This is a genomic window from Acidobacteriota bacterium (assembly GCA_016716905.1).
Taxonomy (GTDB): Bacteria; Acidobacteriota; Vicinamibacteria; order Vicinamibacterales; family SCN-69-37; genus SYFT01.
This window is the reverse complement of sequence record JADJUS010000004.1, coordinates 1,775,293-1,793,287: the sequence shown is the minus strand read 5'-3', so window position 1 is coordinate 1,793,287 and position 17,995 is coordinate 1,775,293. Positions and strand designations below refer to the sequence as shown.

Sequence of the window (17,995 nt, the reverse complement as noted above, 5' to 3'; positions counted from 1 at the left end):
TGATGCCGCGCCAGGCAGCCGGGCGGGTGACGGCGCTGGTCGGCGGCACGCTCATCGACGGCTTCGGCGGCGTGCCGATTCACAACAGCGTGGTGCTGATGTCCGGCGAGCGCATCACGGCCGTCGGCATGGTGGGCACGCTCGCGGTTCCGGCGGGCGCCGAAGTGATTTCCACCGAAGGGATGTCTGTGCTGCCCGGCCTGTGGGACATGCACGTGCATCTCATGATCAACGGGCACTCCGACTACACACACTGGGACAAGACCTATCCCGCTCGCTTCGAAAAAGAAATCATGCCGTCGTCTGCCCACCAGCTATTGCTGGCCGGCGTGACGTCAGCGCGTGACCTCGGTGGTCCGCTCGGTCCGAGCATCAATGTGCGCAACGCGATCAACCGGGGCGAAATGCCCGGCCCGCGCCTGTTCGTCTCGGGTCCGTTCATCCAACATGAGCCATACCCGGGCACCGAAGACTTTCGCTGGGGCGTCAACGGGGTAGACGATGCCCGTGCGAAGGTGCGGCAGTTGGCGAAGGCGGGCGTGGATGTGATCAAGCTGATCGACCAGGACCAGATGGCCGAGGTCGAGGTCAAGGCTGTGATCGATGAGGCCCATGCGAATGGCCTGCCTGTCATCGGCCACTCCCACAGGCCGCAGGAGATTCGCCTTGGGATGAAGCTCGGTGTGGACAACTTCGAACACACCGGCCTGGCGACGGCGCCCGAGTATCCTGAGGACATCATCGCGATGATTCGCGAGCGGTCGGCCAAGATGAGCATGGGGCCGTTTTTCTGGACACCCACCGTGCAGGGGTTGTTCAACTATGAATATCAGCGCGACAACCCCGAGATGCTCGACGACCCGTCGTGGACGCTTGGCCTTGGCGCCGACATCGTGGCCGACATCCGCCAGTCACTGCGCAAGCCGGGAGAGCTGAGCTACTTCCAGCTCACGCCGGCGCGCAAGCCGACGCTGAAGCGCAAGGTCACGCAGCTACGCGAAGCCGGCGCCACGCTGCTCATCGGCACCGACAGCGGCATCCCGATGAACTTCCACAGCCAGTCCACCTGGAACGAACTCGATGTGTGGGTGCGCGAAATGGGCATCCCGGCGATGGAAGCCATTCGCAGCGCCACCTACTGGCCGTCGCTGATGATGAAAAAAGACCGCGACGTCGGCACCATCACGCCCGGCAAGTACGCGGACATCATCGCCGTCCGCGGCGACGTGCTCAAGTACATCAACCTGCTGCAGGACGTGGACCTGGTGATCAAGAACGGCAAACGCGTGCGGTAGGCGAGAATCAAAACGACCTCTGAGGTAATTCCCGACTCATTGTCTACGGTAATTACCTCAGAGGTCGTTTTGGCGACTCGCCGTTCGCGACACGAAGTCGACGGCGGTCTGTTCGGCCCAGTAGCCGTCGCTGTCGGCGGTTGGGCGGCCGACGAAGCCGCAGTGGCCGCCGTGGCGCTGCAGGCTGACGAGGACGTTGGGGTTGTTGCGGATGTCGGCCACCTGGTACTGAGAGATGGGCACGAACGGATCGTTGTGTGCCGCGATGATGAGCGCCGGGATCGCGATGCGGTTGACCACACGAAGGGCGCTGGCGAGTTCGTAGTACCGCGCCGCTGTGCCGAAGCCATGCGCCGGCGCCGTGTAGGTGTCGTCAAACTCGCGGATGGTGCGGATGCGGTCGAGTGGCGCGAGGTCATAGCGACCAGGGAAGGCCGCAGCTTTGCGGCGCATACGCGCTTTGAGCCCCTTGAGAAAGTTCAACTGATACAACAGGTTCTGTCGCCACTGCAGCGCCTCGGAACAGAGCGCGAGGTCGATGGTGGGGCAGACCGCAGCCACCGACACGACGGGCAGATCGGGATGGTCCGGCAGTTCGCCCGCCAGCTTGATCGCGATGTTGCCGCCCAGCGAATATCCCGCCACCGAAAACCGACTGAGCCCTTCGGCCGAGGCAAGCGCCCGGATGACCGCGATCGGGTCCGCCGTGAGCCCCGAGTGATACAGCCCGGGCGTCAGGTGTTCGGTGCCGCCGCAATTGCGCTGATTGAGGAGTACCACGTTCCAGCCGCGGCGCAGCGCCTTGTGGGCCAACCCGCGCATGTAGTGCTTCTCGGAGGACCCCTCCAGGCCATGGAGACACAGAAGTGTCGGCCGCGTGGTCCGTTCGTGCTGCCAGTAACAGTCCGCGCGCACCTGGCTCTCGGCATCCACACGAATCAGGCGCGTCTCGGGTGTGGGCAGGCCAGGATAGGTGCGGCCTCGCGCCCACGCGTAAATCGTGATGACGTGGCCCGCCGACAACCCGCGCGCGGGGACAAACGACGACTCAGCGAACATCGTAGATGGCGAATTCCGCATTGCGATAGAGCAGCGGCAGATCGAGCGCGCTGCCGGCCGTCACCACAGCCACGTCAAGGTCGTATTTCTCGTCGAGCATACGCACCCTGGCCGTGGACATCTGATCGTAATCGTTGGTGAAAAACACGCGGTCGGCCACACGCATGGCGATGGTGCGATCGTAAATCGCGATCGCACTGTCCTTGACCGATTCGATGAGCGTGTCCCTGTTGGCGCCGACCCGGACGCTGATGCCGTACTTCCACGCATGGCCTGGGTCGGCAAGCACATGCCAGTGTGAGGGTTGTGTCTCGAGCCAGCGCATTGCGTCCATCCAGGGCGTATCCGGCAGGTTGAGGCGCACCAGTTGCCGGTCCGGCTGATCAACCTCGAGCAGGTAGTATCCGCGCGCGGCCGAGCCGACCAGACACACGCCAATCGCCACCATCGCTACGCGGCGCGACTGCGTCAGCCACCACGCGATCGAGGCGATGGCCACGAAGTCGAGAATCCAGAACACACGCGTGATCTGCAACTGCACAGCGAGCGCAACCTCAGCCATGGTGAACGGCACAGACACGAGGAAAAAGACGACCGACGCCATCAGCCCGATGACGAGGCCGCGCTCATTTGGCCCCGCCAGATCACGGCGAACCCGCGCGCGCCACATCGCGAAGATGATCACCGGGTAGGCCAGGTTGATCAGCCACGCGTCGATCGGCCACTGGGCGGGGAAGAGATAGTCCTTCTCGGCGAACACCTGCAACCACTCGGCATCCATGGTCCCCAGGCGGCCCGAGAGGGGGCCGTACACGAGTGCCCAGAGGGCGACGGCGGCGAGGAGGACGGCCGCCGCGGCGATGAGGCCAAGCGCGCGGGTAGTCTCTCGGCCTTGAGGAGCAGGCCGAGCAACGTTCGGACGAGGCCGAGCTACGTACGACCCAGGCCGAGCTACGTACCGATCAAGCGCCGCGACGCCGACCACCAAGCCGAAAAACGCGGCCGTGGTGGGGTGCAGCACGGCGGATGCAGCGACCAGACCCAGGGCAAGCGCATGGCGGCCGCGAACGAGGCAGGCGAGTGATGCGATGCCGATCGCAAATGCCATCTCGCGCGGGTGCATATAGCCTTCAAGCGAATTGGCGCCGGTCTTGGCGATGCGGTGACGGAACGTCAGCAGAATCCCAAACAGTGTGACCGCCCACCATGAGTATCCAAGGCCGCGGGTGAACCCTGCCGCCGACGCGATCAACAGGACCAGCGTCAGCACGTACAGAATGGCCGCGACCATGGGGAGTGACAGGCCGGTTGTCTTCACGGCTGCCGCCATCAATTCATCGGATGTAATCAGCCTCGCCTGGGCATCAAGCAGCGGCGCGTCGCGCGGAAACAGCTCCGGCGTCAGGTGATGGTTGACTGCGGGCAAATAGAAGGCCTGGTCCGACACCCCATAGCGGTATCCGCCACTGTTGGCGGTGGCGAGCACGACGAACACCAGCACGCCAGCGAGCTTTGTGGCCGTATTCACATGGGCTCGTCGGCCGACGGGCCGTAGATGGCCGGCAGTGGGATGTCCAGCAGACGGAGGTACACGGTCAACTGCCCGCGGTGGTGAATGGTGTGATTCACCACAAACGTCTTGAATGCCGACATGCGGGGCAGCGTCAGCAGTGTGGTGCCGTTCCGGCGCAGTGACCACGGCGCTCCCAGTTCCGCGTCGCTTGTGGCAATCAGCGCCGCTCGGACGACCCGCACGTTGTGGTCGAACGCGTCGAGCACCTCAGGCAGCGTAGCGAAGGGCGGTGGGGAAGCGGCGTGGTCGAGCACGAGGTCGTAGGTGTCGCGGGACAGAATCCACTCGCCCCACCGCGGCAGGCGCGTGAGGTGGGTGGCCAGCGAGCCGAGTGTGAACGACTTCGGATGGGGCGTCCAGTCGAACTGTGCCGGGCATCGATCGAGGAGCCGGCGGGTCACCGCCATTTCGTGATCAAATTCGGCCAGAAGGACGTCGCGGATCATTTCCCGAAGTTGACCTTCGGCACCGCCTTCGCGTCGGCGGCCACCTCAAAGTACGGGTATTCCACGAAGCTGAACATTTTGGCCGTGATGTTGCCGGGGAACTTCCGCCGGTCCGTGTTGTACTCGCGCACGCGATCGTTGTAGCGCCCACGCTCGGTAGCCAGCCGATTTTCGGTGCCGGCCAAATCATCCATCAGCCGCGCAAAGATCGCATCCGACTTCAACTGCGGGTAGTTCTCCACCACCACCAACAGGCGTGCGAGCGCGCTGCTTTCCTGGTTGGCTGCTTCAATCTTCTGTGCCGGCGTAGTCGCGCCGGCCATTTTCGCGCGTGCGTCGGCCACCGCGATGAAGATGTCCTTTTCCTGCTGCGCGTAACCTTTGGTGGTTTCGACCAGGTTGGGAATCAAGTCACTGCGGCGCTGCAGCTGATTCTCCACCTGCGCCCACTGGCCCTTGATCGCTTCTTCCTGCGTGGTGAAGCGGTTGTATGAACAGCCCGAGGCCGAGGCGCCAATGGCGCCAACAACCAACATCGTCATGACCAGCCGCTTGAACTCAGTAATTGTCCGCATTGTCGAAACTCCTGCTCATACGCTACCATCCGCCGGACGCGCCGCCGCCTCCGGATCGTCCCCCGCCGAATCCGCCAAAGCCGCCACCGCCGCCGCCCCCGAACCCGCCGCCGAATCCGCCGGACCCGCCGTGCCATCCACTCCAGGTGCTGCGCCGGCCCCGTCGATTCTGCAGCAGCAGGGCGGCGATGCCACCCAATCCACCGAACCCGCCGAAGCGGCCCATCAGCGAAAACAGGACGAGAAAAAGGATCACCACGCCAATCGGGATGCCACCATTTGGCTCCGACCGCGGGCGGGCTGCCGCCACGACATTGGGCAACGTCACACCACGACCCTGGGCGATTCGCGTGATCACGCGGGTGGCACCGGCGACGAGCCCAGGCCCGTAGCCGCCTTCACGAAATGCCGGCAGCATCTGGGTGCGAATCGTGTCGCCCGCAAAACCGTCGGTGATGAACTCCTCGATGCCGTAGCCCACTTCGATACGGACGCGGCGGTCTTGCACGGCCACCAGCATCAGCACGCCGCTGTCGGCTTTGCGGGTGCCAATGCCGGCCTTCTCGAAGAGGCGTGTCGCGTACTCTTCAATCGTCGCGTACGGCGCAAAGGTGTCGATCGTGGCCACCACCACCACATCGCCGGTCGTCGTCTGCAACACGCGAATGATGCGATCAAGTTCGGCGGCGGACCCAGCGTCGATCACGTTGGCAAAATCGTTGACGGGCGCGGTCAGCGTCGGCAGCGGCCCTTGAGCCTGCGCGGCTGCGGGCGAAAAGATGAAGAAAAAACACGCGGCGACAAGCGCCAGGCGGCGCACGGCGGCACAGGCAGGGGTCACGCGCGCCAGCCGTCTACATGAGCCCAGAGCCGTTCGGCCACTCCCAGGTACTCGCCCAGGCGCGATGTGAGACGCCCGGCCGCCTCTGGATGTTGTTCCAGCGCAAGGATGCCGGCGACGAGGTCCGCGGGCACGCCCGTGGCCTGTCCGGCAAACGCCGCGATGTCTGCGTCTGTCGCATGACTCGCGTGCTGCAGTTGCGCCACGCTGGCGAGGAGCGCTCGCAGTGGGGCGGCTGACTCTGCCAGCAGCAGTTCCTGCTCGTGTGCGTGTCCTGCGGCCTGAATCCAGCCCTGGCGCAGGTGAATGAGGAACGCTTTGGCCTGCACTTCGCAGGCGCGCCGGAGATCGGCTTCTGACGGGCGCGCGTTGGTGAAGGGCGACTCGCCGGCAATCACCTCGTGCCGGTCGAGCAGGGCCTGGTATTCGAGCGGGAACGCGTCGAGCGATCGCTCGAACTCAAGAGGCGTGATGAGCAGAGGCGTGTCCAGACCCTCGCGCTGCCAGCGGTCGGCCAGCGGCGTGAGCGCGTCGAGGTCGTCGGCGTGTATCGAGCGGGCGAAGGCCGCCGTGCGTGTGGGGCCGTACGCCACCAGGGCGACGAAGCGGTCGCTGAACACCCGCGTGAGGTCTGCGGCCAGGCGGGCCATTGCCTGCCTGGCCGCAGCAGGGAGTTCCATACGGTCTACTTCTTGATCTCGCGCTTGGCCAGCCAGGTGGCCTGGCCCATGCCACCCAGTTCGGCACCGCCGCGAAGGACATCGCCGGTGGGCGTGGTCGTCAATTCGCCGGTGAAGGCCATCCGCGTCTCGGTGCCTTCGGCGTTGATCGTGACGACGAATTCCACTTTCTTGCCGTCGACTTTGCCGACCAGTGGATATTCGCCGTAGCGTCCGGTGTAGGTGCCCGTCAGCTTATCGGCGTCCTGTTTGAACACCAGCACCGGACTCGACGTGCCCACTTCCATTTCCAGCGTCATCTGCCACTTGCCCGTGAGGGTTGTGGCCGCCGGTGCCTGTTGGGCGGCCGCGGTCGTCGCTCCGGCAATGACAAGGAGCGCAGCCAGCACACGCGACATGGTTACAGTCCCTTCGCGCGGTCGGCGGTGAAGGGGAAGCTGCCCATGTCGCCGGCGGCCATCGTGCCGGTCATCTTGCCTTCGGCGTTCAGCTTGCCTTCGAAGTAAATCTCCATTGCCGTGCCGCCGGCATCGATGCTGATCGTGAAGCCCAGCACGCCCTCTTTCCACTCACCGGCGATGGGGGAGGGGCCCGACGGGCCATCAAGGGTGCCGGTCACCTTGTTCGCGGCGTCCAGCTTCACTTCAAGGTTCAGCGCCATCGCGCCCTGCGGGCTCTCAAGGTTCACCACCCACTTGCCGGCCGGTGATGCCGGTGCTTTGGCGGTGGGCGCGGCGGTCTGCGGCGCTGCCGCCTGTGGCGCAGGTTTCGCCGTAGCAGGCGGAGCCTGGGCGGACAGCGTTGCGGCTCCGGCTAGTACGACGACGGCGATGGCGGCGGTGATTGAGTGCTTCATGACAAACCCTCTCCTCGGGTCAGGCTTTGGTTGTGCGGGCACGGCGCCCGGGTGGCGGTGTTTTCTTCTTCTGCAGTTCGGCGAGTTTCAACTCCGCCGCCTGTTCGATAATCCTCTGAAGCATAGCACCGGTGGCGCCCCCGGCGGCGCGCCGGTTGGTCAGCCACAACTCGGGATCCTGTGCGGCCATGATGGCAGGAAAATCCTCGCCAGACTTGACGCTCAGGGGCGCAAATTCCGCGATGTCCAGGTCTCCGGACCACTCGTCTTTGTGTTTGATCAGCAGCCAACTCGGTCCCGCCGCTTTTTGGCCCTCGCGGGCGTAGCCGCGGGTGCGCACGAGCACCCACGACCCCTTCAACTTGTAGCCGTCGAGTGTGAATTTGAGGTCACCCTTCGCCAGGGCGGCGTCCACATCCGGCGATTCGGGTGTCCACGTTCCCGAATCCCACAACATCACGATGCCCGCGCCGTACCCTTCGGGAATCACGCCTTCGAACGTGCCGTACTCGATGGGATGATCCTCCACCTGCTGCGCGAACCGCTTGATCTTCGAATCCAGCGACGGCCCCTTGGGCACCGCCCAGGACATCAACACGCCCTGGTGTTCGAGCCGCAGGTCGTAGTGCAGATGGCTCGCCAGATGTTTCTGGACGCAGAAGAAGAGCGTCTTCGTCTTCTTGCGGCGAAGCGCCTTTGTTTCATCACCCTTCGGCTCGGGCGATTTTGCGAAGTTCCGCTTCTCCTGGTACTTCTTGAGGCCCACGAGCCGCTATTTCACGCCGTGCATCATCTTCGTGAGCTTGCCTGAGAACACCAGCATGATGACGCCGGCCACAATGCCGAAGAGGCCGACCACGCCGAAGAGGTTCTGCAGGGGCATCGACGCGTAGAGGCCGGCCATTTCACCGCCCATGTAGTTGCCCACCGATGCGCCAAGGAACCAGACGCCCATCATCAGGCTGACAATTCGCGTCGGCGCGAGTTTGGTCATTGAGCTCAACCCGATTGGGCTCAGGCACAATTCCGCCCAGGTGTGAACGAGATATGTTGCCGACAGCCACAGCGGACTCACCAGCCCGCCGGCGGCCAGGTTCGCCGCAGGCACCAGGACCAGGAACCCAAGTCCGACGCCAATCAGGCCGAACGAGAACTTCACCGGGCTCGCCGGCTGCTTGTCGCCCATCTTCACCCACAGCCACGCGAACACCGGCGCAAAGGCGACGATGAAGAGGGCGTTGAGGGATTGGAACCAGACGCTTGGGAAGGCGAGGCCAAACAGCGTGTTGTCGGTCTTGTCCACGGCAAACAGATTCAGCGTGGAACCCGCCTGCTCAAACACCGACCAGAAGAGGGCCGCCGCCACGAACATGACGGTGATCACCCACAGGCGCCCACGCTCCTCCGTCGTCCAGGTATTGCCCATGAACAGCCAGGAAAAGAACCCGACCACCACGGCGATGAGGAGGTACAGGTAGCCATTGGTGACCTGCTCCGGAGTGATCGTGAGCGACCCGCCCGACATCGCGAGGCCCAGGCCCACGAGCGCCACCACGAAGACAGCGAACCAGATCGTGGCCGTGCGCTTGAGTTGCGCAAACGCTTCCGGGGACTTGGCGGGTGACGGGTCCATGCCGGCCTGGCCCAGGAGGCGGCCCGACGCGATGTACTGGATGAGGCCCAGGGTCATGCCGATGCCGGCTGCGCCGAAGCCCCAGTGCCAGGCAGAATTCGGGTCCATGCCCATGCCGGTCAGCCAGCCACGGAAGCCCGCGTTCTGCACGAGGTAACCGGTGATGAGCGGACCAATGAAGGCACCCAGGTTGATGCCCATGTAGAAGATCGAGAATCCGGCGTCGCGCCGCAGATCCTTCTGCTCGTAGAGGTGGCCGACGATCACGCTGATGTTCGGCTTGAGGAGGCCCGTGCCCAGCACCACGAGCAACAGGCCGAGATAAAACGTGGCCGTGGACGGGAACGCGAGTGAGAAGTGGCCGGATGCGATGAGAATGCCGCCGTAGAGCACCGCGCGCCGCGGCCCAATGAGCCGGTCGGCGAGCCACCCGCCGGGCAGGCTCAGCAGGTAGACGGCTGAGGTGTAGGTGCCGTAGATGGCCGTGGCCACGGGGACAGAGAGGCCCAACCCGCCGTCTTCAACGGTCGCCACCATGTACAGGAGCAGGAATCCCCGCATCCCGTAATAACTGAAGCGTTCCCACATCTCGGAGAAGAAGAGGGTGGAGAGGCCACGCGGGTGGCCGAAGAATGAGGTGTCGGTGCTTGCCACGTGTCAGTCCTTCCAAAAGGCTTGCGCTGGCGGATATTACTTCGGTTCGGGCACAAAGCCGGGCGGGGCCGCGGCGCCGGTGCCGAAAAAATACTCCTCCATGTGTTTCGCCACCAATTGCTGCGCTTCCTTCTGAAACGGCAACAGGCGATACTCATTGAGGATCATCTTCATCTGCTCTTCCCACATGGCCCAGGCTTCGGCCGAGACCTGGTCGTAGATGCGCCGGCCGAGTTCGCCGGGCCAGGGAGGGGAAGGCAGAGCGGGAAGGTCACGAAGGAGTTTCACGCAATGTACCGTGCGTGGCGGAATTTCGTCAGGCGTCATAGGCCGTCCGCATCTTACACCCTGGCGGCGGTCATCCTGATCCTGCTCGTCCTGCCGGCCCTGGCGCAGGCCCAGTATTTTGGTCGCAACAAAGTCCAGTACCGCTCCTTCAAGTTCCAGGTACTCGCCACCGAACACTTCGACGTTTATTACTATCCCGAAGAAGCCGAAAGCGCGGCCATCGTCGGCCGCATGGCCGAGCGGTGGCGATGGCGGCTCACGCGGTTCTTCAGTCATAACCTGCGGGGCCGGCAGGCCCTGATCTTGTATGCGGCGCCCGCGCATTTCGGCCAGACCAACGCCATCGAGGGCCTTGTCGGCGAAGGCACGGGCGGCGCCACTGAAGCGCTGAAGCGGCGCATCGTGTTGCCGATGGCGGGCTCACTCGCCGACACCGATCATGTGCTGGGGCACGAACTGGTGCATGCCTTCCAGTTCGATATGACCGGCTCCGACCCGCGCGAGTCCGAGTTCACGTTGCCGGGCATTCTGCAATATCCGCTGTGGTTTGCCGAAGGGATGGCCGAGTACCTTTCGATCGGCCCCGTGGATGGCCAGACGGCCATGTGGCTGCGCGATGCGGCCATCAGCGAGCGTCTGCCGCATGTGAAAGACCTGGATAACCCCCGGTTGTTTCCGTACCGCTGGGGCCACGCGTTCTGGGCCTACATCGGCGCCACGTATGGGGACCGCGCGGTGGCGTCGCTGCTGCGATCGGCGGCCAACCCCCGGTTTGACATGACGGGATTTGCCCTGCAACTGGGCACCGACCCCGACGCGCTGACGGAAGCCTGGCACACGTCCATTCGCAAGACGATTCAGGCGATGCAGGCCGACCTGCCGTCGCTCACGAGCGAGCCCCGGTTGCTCATCAGTGAGGACAACGGCGCGGGGCGCATCAATATCGGGCCGCGCGTCAGCCCCGATGGAAAGCAGGTGGCGTTCTTTTCGGAGAAAGATCGCTTTTCGATCGATCTCTATCTCGCGAGCACCGAGACGGGCCGCATCGAGCGCAAGCTCGTGGAGTCGGCCACCGACCCACACTTCGACAGCCTCCAGTTCCTCAACTCCGCCGGCGCCTGGCGTCCCGACGGCCGGCAGTTTGTGATCACCGCCGTTCGCGGCGGCAGACCGGTGCTGGCGTTTGTGGACCCCACCAACGCGCGAATCATTCGTGAGCTCGTGTTGCCGGATTTGGACGATGCGATGAATCCGGCGTGGGCGCCCGACGGCCAGTCGCTCGTGGTGAGCGGCAACCGCGGAGGGCTGACCGATCTGTACCTGGTGAACCTGACCACGGGCGAAGCCACAGCGCTCACATCAGATCCATTCGCAGACCTCGAGCCCATCTTCACGCCCGACGGCAAGACCATCGTGTTTGTGACGGAGCGGTTCAGCACGGACCTGGAGTTGCTCAGGCCTGGCGCACTCAGGCTGGCGCGAGTCAACATCGAGACGCGCGAGGTTCAACCCATTCAGGCGTTCTTGCAGGGCAAACACTTGAGCCCTCAGGTCAGCGCCGATGGACGGACGATCGCGTTCATCTCAGACCCCGATGGCGTGAGCAATCTCTATCAGATTGCCATTGACGGCGGCCCGGTATCGCGCCTCACGGCGTTTGCCACCGGCGTCGCGGGCATCACGTCGACGAGTCCGGCGTTGTCCTCGGCACCGCAGACGGGCCGATGGGTGTTCAGCGTGTTTGAGCGCGACGGTCATGCCGTGTATGTACTCGACGAGAAGGACGCGGTGGCCATGGTGCCGCCCGAGGCGTCTCGGCAGGCGGCGCGCATTACCCCCGACGTCCCGTCGCTCGCGTTGATGAGCCGCGCCACCGGTGACGTCGCACGGTTGCTGGGCGACCCCGTGCCGGGCCTTCCGCCTCAGGGGCCGGTGGGCGAGAGCACGGTGTACGATCGCAAGCTCACACTCGACGTGGTCAGTCAGCCCACGGTGTATGCCGGCGTCAACTCGTTCGGAGGATTTGGCGGAGGTTCGATCGCCGCGCTGTTCAGCGACATGCTGGGCGATCGCGTGCTTGCTGTGGACGCGGCCGTGGACAGCAACGTGGACGACCTGGGCGCCGGGCTCACCTACATCAATCGGCGCCACCGATGGAACTGGGCTGCGTCATTGCGCGCCGAGCCGTATCGATCCGGATACCTCGAATTCGTGGACAGTGAGGACGGCACCACCACCACAGTCCGGGAAGTGATCAACCGGCAGATCTACCGAGGCGGCTCACTCATTGCCGCGTTTCCGTTCAGTCGATCGACGCGGTTCGAGATTGCCGGCAGCGCCAATACGGTGGCCTTCAAGCGGCAGGTGCGCGAACGGGTATACGACATCGAGGGCCAGACGGAAATCAGCCGATCAGACTCCAACGAACGGCTGGCCGATTCGCTGCATCTGGGTGAAGTGCGTGCGGCCATCGTGCATGACACGTCGTTCTTTGGCGCCACAAGCCCGATCCTCGGCGCCCGCTCACGTTTCGAGGTCCGGAACACGCGTGGCTCACTTCACTTCACCACGGCGGTGGCGGATTGGCGGCGCTATTCGATGCCGGTGCGACCGGTGACGTTCGCGGTGCGCGGCCTCCACATCGGGCGGTACGGCCGCGACGGCGAAAACGTGCAACTCGCCAAGTACTACGCCGGCCACCAGTCGTTTGTGCACGGGTATGGCTTCGGGGCGTTTGAGCCGGGCGAGTGCGGCGCGTTTGAACGGACGACCTGTGCCGTGTTCGATCGCCTCGCCGGCAGTCGCGTGCTGATCCTGAATGCGGAAGTGCGCGCGCCTCTGCTGGGTTTGTTCCGTGGGGAGATGGACTACGGGTCGTACGTGCCGCTGGAAATCGCCGCGTTCTTTGATGCTGGAGTCGCGTGGTCGGCAGGCTCCAAGCCGACACTCTTTGGCGGTGACCGCGATCTTGTGCGCAGCTACGGCGCCGCCCTGCGCGCCAACATCTTCGGCTTCCTCACGCTCGAACTCGCCGCCTCACGCGCCATCGATCGCGTCGGCCGTCCCCTCAAGTGGCAACTGGGGATCGTTCAGGGATTTTAGGTACCCAAAACGACCTCTGAGGTCGTTTCGATGAGCGATGCTGGCGAAACGACCTCAGAGGTCGTTTTGTCGTCTCCTAGTTCACGACCTTGCGAATGGCCACGTCCACCCTTGCGTCGTTGAAGCACGCGCCGCCGGCGAGATCCGTCAACGTGTCGGGCACCAGCGCATTTGACGACGCGCCGTTTTCAGTGCTGCGCGCCCACAGGCCCTTGGGCAGTGACACGACGCCGGGGCGCACTTCGGGCGTGATCGTAACTTCGCACCAGACTTCGCCGAGTGTGTTGAACACGCGCACCGGGTCGGCATCTTCGATCCCGCGCGGTCTCGCGTCGTCGGGGTGCATCTTCAGCCGAGCAATGCCGGGACGGAATTCTCCGAGCGTGGACGACACCGTGTGTGCGCTTGCCGGCGAGATCAGTGCGAGCGGGTAGGCGTCGGTGGCCGGGTCCGGCTGGAATGCATAGAGGCCCGCAGTGGTGGGCAGGTCCTCGGGAAACAGATGCACCTTCTGATCGGGCGTCTTCGGGTGGACGTCCGCAAACTGAATCGGTGCGCCATTGGCGGGGCCACGGGCCACACCGCCGTCGCCAATGATGGCGGCGATCTCTCGGGGCAACTGCGCCGTCACCTCAAGCAAGGCTTCGGTCTGGCCGAGCGGGTCTTCCTCAGCCTCGTGCTGTCCCAGTCGCACGGCGAGTTCACGGAACACTTCGTGATTCGGACGCGCTTCGCCAACGGGCTCGATCACCGGCTGGACGATCTGGAAGTGATACGCGCCGTACCCCCTGGCCAGGTCGTAGTGCTCCAGAAAGGTGGTGGCCGGCAACACGACATCGGCGTATTTGGCGGAGTCCGTCATCGTCTGTTCAAAGACTACGGTGAAGAGATCTTCGCGCTCGAGACCGCGCTTCACCCGGTTCTGGTCGGGCATCGTCGCCAGCGGATTGCAGTTGTAGACGAACAGCACCTTCACGGGAGGGTCGTTGTATTCGGTCAACGCCCGGCCAAGCTGATTCATGTTGACCACGCGAGTCTCCGGCGCCGGCGACTTGATCCAGCTCTCGGCGGCCTGGCCGTACGCGGCCGAGTTGCTCATCGTGTAACCGCCACCGCGCACGCCGAACTTTCCAGCGACGGCCGGCAACGCAAGAATCGCCATCGTGGCGGCGCCGCCGTTGCGGTTGCGCTCCTGGCCCCATCCGCAACGAATCACCGCCGGTGATGTGTTGGCGTACCAGTCGCCGAGGAGGCGCAGTTGGGTTTCGTCGATCCCGGCGACAGCGGCCGCCCGTGCATAGGTCCATGACGCCGCGGCCGCCCGCAGGCTGTCGGCGCCCGTCGTGTGCGCATCGAGGAACGTGCGGTCCGCGCGTCCCGACTCGAACAAGTCGCGAATGAGTGACAAGGCCACGCCGAGATCGGTGCCCGGCTTCACTGGAAGGTGGATGTCTGCGGTGCGTGCCAGCGGCGTGCGTCGAGGGTCGATGACGACCAGGCGCGCGCCATTCTTCTGCGCCTGTTTGATGTGGCTCATCAGGTGGATGCCCGAGGCCGGTGGGTTTGCGCCCCAGACGACGATGAGTTTGGCGTGGGCGTAGTCTTCGTAGGAGACGCCGGCCATCTTGCCGTACATCGCGGTGGCGGCCGCGCTTGTCGGCGCGGCGCAGACGGTGCGCGCCAGCCGCGACGCGCCAAACTGGCGAAACAGCCGGGCGTCTTCCAGGTCGTTTGTCAGAAAGCCATTCGACCCGCCGTAGTAAAACGGCAGCACAGACTCGGCGCCGAACTCTGTACGCGCCTGCTGCATGCGTTCGGCCACCAGGTCCAGTGCCTCGGCCCACGGCACCACGGTGAAGTCGCCACGGCCCTTGGGCCCGCGTCGCACGGCGGGATAAAGCACGCGCTCAGATGAATAGACCCGCTGGTCGAACTTGCGCACCTTGCCGCAGATGAAACCGTCGGTGGACGGCGCTGCGTGGCTGCCGTCAATCTTCTGGATGCGGCCGCCTTCCACGGTCACCGCCAGGCTGCAGCAGTCGGGACAATCAAGCGGGCAGGCGGTATGCACAGTGGAGCGCCCCCAGGAGGCGGGCGGTCTGACGTCGGTGTCGGCCATGGAAGATGAGTGTACGATGAGCCATGGCCAGCTTCCAACGGCGCCTCATGGGCGCTGTGCGTCTTTCAGCCGACACCTACGAAGACGTGGAGCACGACGCGACAGCCACGCCACAAGCCGCCCTCGTGGTGGTGGTGGCCAGCATGACGACCAGCGTGGCGTGGTACTTCGGGATCGGCAGCAGCTGGTTGATTGTGCAAGGCGCGCTGCAGGCGCTTGCAGGCTGGCTGGCCGGTTCGGCGGTGTTGTGGTTTATCGGCACCCGGATCCTGCCGGGCAAGGACACCGAAGCCACGCTTGGGCAGTTGCTGCGGACGGTCGGATTCGCGCAGGCCCCGGGCGTGTTTGGCTTGCTGGTCATCGTTCCGGTGGTTGGGCTCTTCGTCCCATTTCTCGTCGGATGCTGGGTGATCGCCGCCACGTTTGTCGCGGTGCGCCAGGCGCTCGACTACGACGATACGTTCAGGGCCATCCTGGTCTGCCTGCTCGGTTGGCTGGTGGCTGTGGCCGTGGTGTATCTGACCGGAATCGGCGCCACCCAGGTGCACTGATCGGTGATGGCAGAGAAGTCGCGGCGGCGGGTTGTCATCATCGGCGGCGGTTTCGGTGGGCTGAACGCGGCCCGAGCGCTCTCGAGCGCCGACGTGAACGTCGTGGTCCTCGACCGGAAGAATCACCACGTCTTTCAACCGTTGCTGTATCAGGTAGCTGCGGCCGCGTTGTCGCCGGGCGACATCGCGTCGCCCATCCGATGGATTCTGAGGCGCCAGCGGAATGCGCAGGTGTGGCTCGCCGACGTGACGCGCATCGATGTGGAGCGCCGCGTGGTGCATCTGGCTGACGGCCCTCACGAAGTGGCGTACGACGCCCTCATTGTGGCGGCCGGCGTCACACATTCATATTTTGGTCACGACAACTGGCAGCCTCACGCGCCCGGACTCAAGACACTGGAAGACGCATTGGCCATTCGCGCGCGCGTGCTGACGGCGTTTGAGCTGGCGGAGCGGGAGCCCAATGCGGCGGCGCAGCGGCGACTGCTCACGTTTGTGGTGGTGGGTGGCGGGCCGACGGGTGTCGAACTGGCCGGCTCGCTGGCAGAAATTTCCCGGCACGCGCTCGTGAACGACTTTCGTTCGATCGATCCAGAGGCGGCGCGCATCATCCTGGTGGAAGGCGGCCCCGAGGTCCTGCAGACCTATCCCGCGCCGCTTCCGACGTTCGCCCGGCGCGCGCTTGAGAAGCTGGGCGTTGCGGTGTGGACCGGCAGCGCCGTGACTCGCATCGATGCCGGGCACGTGCATGTGGGCAGCGAGGTGATCGAAGCCGGCACGATTCTGTGGGCCGCCGGCGTGATGGCGTCGTCTCTCGGTGCGTCACTGGGTGTGCCGCTTGATCGCGCCGGGCGAGTGATTGTGAATCAGGACCTCACGATCCCTGGTCATCCCGAAGTCTCTGTCATTGGCGACCTGGCCACATTCCGGACCGAAGACGGCCAGACGCTGCCGGGGGTGGCGCAGGTGGCGATGCAGCAAGGTGTGCATGCGGCCAGGAACGCCGTCGCGATCTTCGACGGGCACCCGCGAACACCGTTCCGCTACCGGTTCTACGGAAACATGGCCACGATCGGCCGGCACTCGGCCATCGGTGATCTGGGGTGGATCAAGCTCAAGGGGTATCCCGCCTGGCTTGCCTGGCTGTTCATCCACCTCATGCAACTCATCGGGTTCCGCAACCGGTTCTCAGTGCTGCTGCAGTGGGCGGTGTCGTACCTGACCTACCAACGTGCGGTGCGGCTAATCACCGATCCGCCGAAAGAAACGCCATGAGCCGCGTGCGCGTGCGCGGCTGGTGGTTGGTTTCGCTGCTCGCGCTGGCGATGATGGCCATGCCGTGGCCCTCTGGGCTGATTGAGGCTGTGTACTCGCGCCGCCTCTACCCACTCTTGCAGCGCATGGTGACCGGCGCCAGTAATCAGGTGGGCTGGGCGATCATCGATGTGCTGCTCGTGGCGGCGGTCGTCTACGTGTTGTGGCTCCTAGTGGGAGCCTTCACACGATCTCGTGAGCGCGGCATCGTGTCTGGATTGTGGGAGCTGACACGTCGCCTGTTGCGGACCAGCGCGCTGCTCGGTTTGGTGTTCCTGGCGGTGTGGGGCCTCAATTACCGGCGCGTGCCGCTTGAAACCACTCTGCGCGGCGGCACGAGTGTGGCGGTCTCGGCCACCGACATTCGCGCGCTGGCTGATGCGGCCGTGATCGGATCCCGCGTGACACGCCCGCCTGATGAGGGCGGGGGAGATCGGTCGTACGCCTCGGTGGCCGCGCGTCTGGCCGGTCCGTTCCAGCAGGCACTGCAACGTCTCGGCATGCCGGCGACGGCGACCGGCCGGCCGAAGTCATCCGTTGTGCTCACGCCGTTCTTCACGGCAGCCGGCGTGACGGGCATGGTGAATCCACTCGTGCTCGAATCGATTGTGCACCCTGACTTGTTGCCGTTTGAGCGGCCGATGGTGCTGGCCCACGAATGGGCGCACCTGGCGGGGTTTGCGGACGAGGCGGATGCCTCAGCCGTGGGGTGGCTCGCCTGCACACTCGGCGACCCTGACCTCGCCTACAGCGCTCATTTCTTCGTCGTGATCGAGACGGCCGGCGCGATGCCTCGGCCGGTCTGGCGCGATGTTCGCGCGCAACTCGACCCGGGCGTCATTCGTGATCTGGATGCGCTGACCGCACGGCTCACCAAACAGCAGCCCGTGGTTCGCGACACGGCGTTCAAGGTCTACGATGGATATCTACGCTCAAATCGTGTGGCCGACGGTGTGCAGAGTTACTCGCGCGTGCTCCGCGTGCTGACGGCGATGCGGTGAGGCAAAAC

Annotated in this window: 17 protein-coding genes; 5 read left to right on the top strand and 12 right to left on the bottom strand. The window is 64.7% G+C overall.

Features of this window, described 5'->3' with window-relative positions; all coding sequences use genetic code 11:
* Positions 1–2: 2 nt before the first annotated feature.
* A complete protein-coding gene (locus IPL75_12015) occupies positions 3–1,295 on the top strand; it encodes an amidohydrolase family protein (GenBank protein MBK9240962.1) in 1,293 nt (430 codons plus the stop codon).
* 57 nt (positions 1,296–1,352) lie between these two features.
* Here the strand turns inward: IPL75_12015 and IPL75_12010 are convergent, their stop codons facing one another.
* Genes IPL75_12010 through IPL75_11960 form a run of 11 tightly spaced genes read right to left on the bottom strand, consistent with a single transcriptional unit; the run spans position 1,353 to position 9,939 of the window.
* On the bottom strand, positions 1,353–2,354 hold the full coding sequence (locus IPL75_12010) for an alpha/beta fold hydrolase (GenBank protein ID MBK9240961.1): 1,002 nt from the start codon (positions 2,352–2,354) through the stop codon (positions 1,353–1,355).
* Positions 2,344–3,882, bottom strand: a complete 1,539-nt coding sequence (locus tag IPL75_12005) for a hypothetical protein (protein ID MBK9240960.1) — start codon at positions 3,880–3,882, stop codon at positions 2,344–2,346. Before IPL75_12005 ends, IPL75_12010 begins: the two co-directional genes overlap by 11 nt.
* The gene (locus IPL75_12000; GenBank protein ID MBK9240959.1) at positions 3,879–4,373 is read right to left on the bottom strand and encodes a DinB family protein; all 495 of its coding nucleotides are present in this window, start codon (positions 4,371–4,373) and stop codon (positions 3,879–3,881) included. The genes IPL75_12005 and IPL75_12000 overlap by 4 nt, the downstream gene beginning before the upstream one ends.
* Positions 4,370–4,948 carry a LemA family protein gene (locus tag IPL75_11995; protein MBK9240958.1) on the bottom strand — a complete coding sequence of 193 codons (579 nt, stop codon included), beginning with the start codon at positions 4,946–4,948 and terminating at the stop codon, positions 4,370–4,372. Before IPL75_11995 ends, IPL75_12000 begins: the two co-directional genes overlap by 4 nt.
* 22 nt (positions 4,949–4,970) lie before the next feature.
* A complete protein-coding gene (locus IPL75_11990; protein MBK9240957.1) occupies positions 4,971–5,789 on the bottom strand; it encodes a TPM domain-containing protein in 819 nt (272 codons plus the stop codon).
* Entirely contained in the window at positions 5,786–6,469 is a 684-nt protein-coding gene (locus IPL75_11985; GenBank protein ID MBK9240956.1) for a hypothetical protein, read from the bottom strand. The genes IPL75_11990 and IPL75_11985 overlap by 4 nt, the downstream gene beginning before the upstream one ends.
* A gap of 5 nt (positions 6,470–6,474) precedes the next feature.
* Positions 6,475–6,867, bottom strand: coding sequence for a hypothetical protein (locus IPL75_11980; GenBank protein MBK9240955.1), 393 nt, complete (start codon positions 6,865–6,867; stop codon positions 6,475–6,477).
* Between the two features lie 2 nt (positions 6,868–6,869).
* Positions 6,870–7,325, bottom strand: coding sequence for a hypothetical protein (locus IPL75_11975; GenBank protein MBK9240954.1), 456 nt, complete (start codon positions 7,323–7,325; stop codon positions 6,870–6,872).
* Positions 7,326–7,344: 19 nt separating this feature from the next.
* A complete protein-coding gene (locus tag IPL75_11970) occupies positions 7,345–8,091 on the bottom strand; it encodes a hypothetical protein (GenBank protein MBK9240953.1) in 747 nt (248 codons plus the stop codon).
* A 6-nt stretch (positions 8,092–8,097) separates the two neighbouring features.
* Entirely contained in the window at positions 8,098–9,612 is a 1,515-nt protein-coding gene (locus IPL75_11965; GenBank protein MBK9240952.1) for an MFS transporter, read from the bottom strand.
* 36 nt (positions 9,613–9,648) lie between these two features.
* Positions 9,649–9,939, bottom strand: coding sequence for an oxidative damage protection protein (locus tag IPL75_11960; GenBank protein MBK9240951.1), 291 nt, complete (start codon positions 9,937–9,939; stop codon positions 9,649–9,651).
* Here IPL75_11960 and IPL75_11955 point away from each other — a divergent pair.
* Positions 9,904–13,002, top strand: coding sequence for a PD40 domain-containing protein (locus tag IPL75_11955; protein MBK9240950.1), 3,099 nt, complete (start codon positions 9,904–9,906; stop codon positions 13,000–13,002). The genes IPL75_11960 and IPL75_11955 overlap by 36 nt on opposite strands.
* Before the next feature lie 76 nt (positions 13,003–13,078).
* Here the strand turns inward: IPL75_11955 and IPL75_11950 are convergent, their stop codons facing one another.
* On the bottom strand, positions 13,079–15,121 hold the full coding sequence (locus IPL75_11950; protein ID MBK9240949.1) for a molybdopterin-dependent oxidoreductase: 2,043 nt from the start codon (positions 15,119–15,121) through the stop codon (positions 13,079–13,081).
* Between the two features lie 23 nt (positions 15,122–15,144).
* Between IPL75_11950 and IPL75_11945 the strand changes: the two genes are divergently transcribed.
* From IPL75_11945 to IPL75_11935, 3 genes are read left to right on the top strand one after another with little or no spacing between them, the layout of a single operon-like run.
* Positions 15,145–15,672, top strand: coding sequence for a hypothetical protein (locus IPL75_11945; GenBank protein MBK9240948.1), 528 nt, complete (start codon positions 15,145–15,147; stop codon positions 15,670–15,672).
* Between the two features lie 6 nt (positions 15,673–15,678).
* Entirely contained in the window at positions 15,679–16,947 is a 1,269-nt protein-coding gene (locus IPL75_11940; GenBank protein MBK9240947.1) for an NAD(P)/FAD-dependent oxidoreductase, read from the top strand.
* Positions 16,944–17,987, top strand: coding sequence for a DUF3810 family protein (locus IPL75_11935; GenBank protein MBK9240946.1), 1,044 nt, complete (start codon positions 16,944–16,946; stop codon positions 17,985–17,987). Before IPL75_11940 ends, IPL75_11935 begins: the two co-directional genes overlap by 4 nt.
* The last annotated feature ends 8 nt before the right edge of the window (positions 17,988–17,995 follow it).